At 32.7% G+C, this 3,079-nt stretch carries 4 protein-coding genes and 1 pseudogene; 1 reads left to right on the top strand and 4 read right to left on the bottom strand.

Going from position 1 to position 3,079, the window contains the following annotated elements:
- Positions 1-126: pseudogene (locus BKH45_RS09105) on the top strand (DUF3943 domain-containing protein); the annotation flags it as partial.
- 216 nt (positions 127-342) lie between these two features.
- Here BKH45_RS09105 and BKH45_RS08600 read toward each other — a convergent pair.
- The 4 genes from BKH45_RS08600 to BKH45_RS08585 are packed head-to-tail and all read right to left on the bottom strand — an operon-like array spanning position 343 to position 2,927.
- Positions 343-528, bottom strand: coding sequence for a hypothetical protein (locus tag BKH45_RS08600; RefSeq protein WP_095275069.1), 186 nt, complete (start codon positions 526-528; stop codon positions 343-345).
- Positions 529-576: 48 nt separating this feature from the next.
- Positions 577-1,908, bottom strand: a complete 1,332-nt coding sequence (locus BKH45_RS08595) for a hypothetical protein (protein ID WP_095275068.1) — start codon at positions 1,906-1,908, stop codon at positions 577-579.
- Between the two features lie 9 nt (positions 1,909-1,917).
- Complete coding sequence (locus tag BKH45_RS08590; protein WP_095275067.1) at positions 1,918-2,652, bottom strand: AAA family ATPase; 735 nt, start codon at positions 2,650-2,652, stop codon at positions 1,918-1,920.
- Entirely contained in the window at positions 2,652-2,927 is a 276-nt protein-coding gene (locus BKH45_RS08585; protein WP_095275066.1) for a hypothetical protein, read from the bottom strand. The genes BKH45_RS08590 and BKH45_RS08585 overlap by 1 nt, the downstream gene beginning before the upstream one ends.
- Between the last annotated feature and the right edge of the window lie 152 nt (positions 2,928-3,079).

Raw genomic sequence — 3,079 nt, 5'->3', positions numbered from 1 at the left:
TTGATGGATCCTATAGGTTTTGTGATTAGGGATTTAGGGTTAGGGGGATACTTTGGGATTAAGAATAAAAATGAATTTTATGCTTATGCTTCCCCTTTGGGATTAGGGTTTGGGTATAAGTTTTGAGAGAAACTTACTTGCTGTTAGGTTAATGTCCTGTTTGTCAGGGGAATGTGAGGGATACGGGGTTGCATTTGACTCATTTACTCAGAGATTTAGGGATACTTCGTAAATACGTGCCCCTCTTTATTCTCCCGGAGGCATAAGCTTAATTATTTTAAGACTTAATTTTATATTTTGATTGTGTTTATGATGAAAAATTAAGATTACTCAAATTCCTCCTTATGCCCCTAAAAGCATTTGTTTAGCTTCAGACTCAGCATACTCTAATCCGTAAATCCCACTTAGTGAATCAAGGCAATCGCCTGTTTCATCTTCTAAAACAACTAAATAGACTTCACCGTTAAAATAATCACTCCGGACAACATCTTTAAGACTAAAACCTAAATCCAACTCTTGTATATTCATAACCAAACTCCTTATTAATCTTTTTAATAAGGATTAGTATTAATCCTTTTAGTCGGTATCACTCTTTTTTGATACAAAAGTAAGAATAGGAAAACCGAATTTATCGAGTTTTGCACTATAATTTTTAAGATCTTTAAAATCCTCTCCGGTATTGCTTATAAAGTCCTGATTGATTTCTTCTGTTTTTTTATCGATTTGATCTTTAAAGACATTGTAGTCATCATCACCATATTTGTATTTATAATCTCTTGCCACAAGATTACTCATCAATGAAACGGTTTCATTCATAAAGCTTAAATTATCGGCAATATCTTTAATATAAGAGAGTAAAAGCATGCCCTGTTTTTGTTTGATGTCTGCATAGACATTTGCTTGAGCTTTTTTATCACTTCCTGCCATTTGCAGTTTTCTTACGAGTTCATCTTGGAGTTCGTTAAATTCATCATTGAGACGTTGTGTATTATAAAATTGCGGGTAACAGAATTCTCCCTTATCATTTTTACTCTCTTCACAATAAACCTTATCGCCTTTATTGTAGGTTTTATCACTCACTCCGAGTGTTTCCATCATTTGTTTGGCACGGTTCAATAAAGGATCGGTTTGTTGTGCCTGTAAAAATCTCATATCTTTTTTATATTCTTGCTCAATTTGTTCCCATTCTTTTTTTGTCTGCGCATAAGAGTCAAAATCTTTTTGCAACAGGTATTGTTTGAGTTTCATTGCATATTCGTGTTGTTTGATTTCATGCTCTATGGAACTTGCCTGTGCGCAAAATTCCAATCCCATGGCTCTACCGCTTAAAGTTCCGGCTACAGATTGAGAATTACTCACGATATTATCACTCAAAGCATTACCGAGATTCTTTATGGCTTTGATTTCTTCGGATTCTTTACCGGTTTTGGAATAGGGAATTTCGGTTTGTTTAGGTGCTATAGCACTGTAACTGAGCCAGGGACAAGCTTTATTAAGTCTTCTTGAAGCAATGTGGTCTCTGATTTTATAATTCTTAACGGTATCTAAAAGTCTTTTAGAATTGTTTTCTATTCTTTGTCGGATTGCCTTTGCCTGTTTGATAAGGTCTCCGGGATCGGCAATATTAAGCGTGGAAGTATTTAAAAAGCTATTCACACTGTTCATCATATCATTGATTCTGTTAAGTTCGTTTAATTGCTCTTTGGCTTTTTCTATCATTTGTGTGTATTGCTTAATCATGGTTGTAGCCTTATTAAGACTGTCAGCCATTCTTGAAGCCGTAAGTGCGGCAGTAGCATTTGCACTGGTGTCATGGACTTCTTGAACCGGTGTAACCGCATTGCTATAAGGGGGAAAAAGGAAAAGGCAACTTACAATAAGAGAAGGTTTTATAAACGGTTTTATCATAGAGATTCCTTAAGGTCTTTTTATTTTTCTTTTTTTGTTTTTGATTGATTTATCGGCATAAACAGATTGTTCCTGCGGGTCTGAATCAATACAAAAACTTTTATCTTTCAAATTCTCTAAAGTCTTTCCTTCATAATAACTTTTAAGCTTTTCCTCGATAAAAGTATTTTCGATAATTTCTTTGGCAAAATCCGGCAGTTCTCTTGCTAAATAAACCTGTTTATGTCGAATATCAAGAAGTCGTTTAGCATTTTCGTAGTTCCTGGAATTATCATAAATCACAACATTATCAAATTTATTGGCAATGACTTTAAAGCTTTTTGTTACATCAAGAAGATTGTTTTTTACAGTTTCTTTATCGACAAAATGAAAACCTTTACTCACTCTGTCATTGATTCTTGTTTCTGATGTCTCAAGAGAATTGCTTGTGCCTATATAAAATAATGACGTTTCAAAACCATAATCCTTGGCTTTTTCCAACAATCCGTTTATTGAATCCGGTGTTTGAATGATTCTTTCGAGAATAAAACTTTGATTATTCCTAAAATAACTTTCTCTAAGCATGGAAAGTTCTTTTGAAGCTTCTATAATTTCTTCTTGGGTATATTGTCTGTATGAGCCGAATTTTTCTTTATAGAAAATATCTAAATTAATAAAGGGCATTTTGAGTTGATTTTTCAGATTTTCTCCAAAGGTAGATTTACCTACACCGTTTGTTCCGGTAATAACAATCAAATGTCTCATTAATAATCTCTGCCTTTTACCAAATCAATTTTAGAGTATTCTTCAGGTGTTAATTCTCTAATAATCTCATTTTTTTTCAATTCTTGATTAGCTTTAATAACAAAACATTTTCCGTCAGGTCTAAGCATAATGGTTTTATTAATAATATTCCCATCATAATAAATTGCATTATGACCCTCTTTTAAAAGTTGAAGTCTGGGATTTACTCTTTCTGCCGCTTCAAGAATCCTGTCTAATTCACTCATTTCATTTGTATTTTTCCCTGCTAAATCCATTTATTTATCCTTTATTTTCTAAAACTTTAGAAAAATGCTAGCACAAATTTAAAAGATTTCATACGCGAATCGGGTATTTTAATTTTTGGGATAGGAACAATACATATATTGATTTAACTTATTTTTATTAATTTATTGCATTAAATTTATTT

This window comes from Helicobacter sp. 11S03491-1 (genome assembly GCF_002272835.1).
Lineage (GTDB): Bacteria > Campylobacterota > Campylobacteria > Campylobacterales > Helicobacteraceae > Helicobacter_J.
The sequence above is the reverse complement of the archived record's forward strand: the minus strand, read 5'-3'. Positions and strand labels throughout refer to the sequence as shown.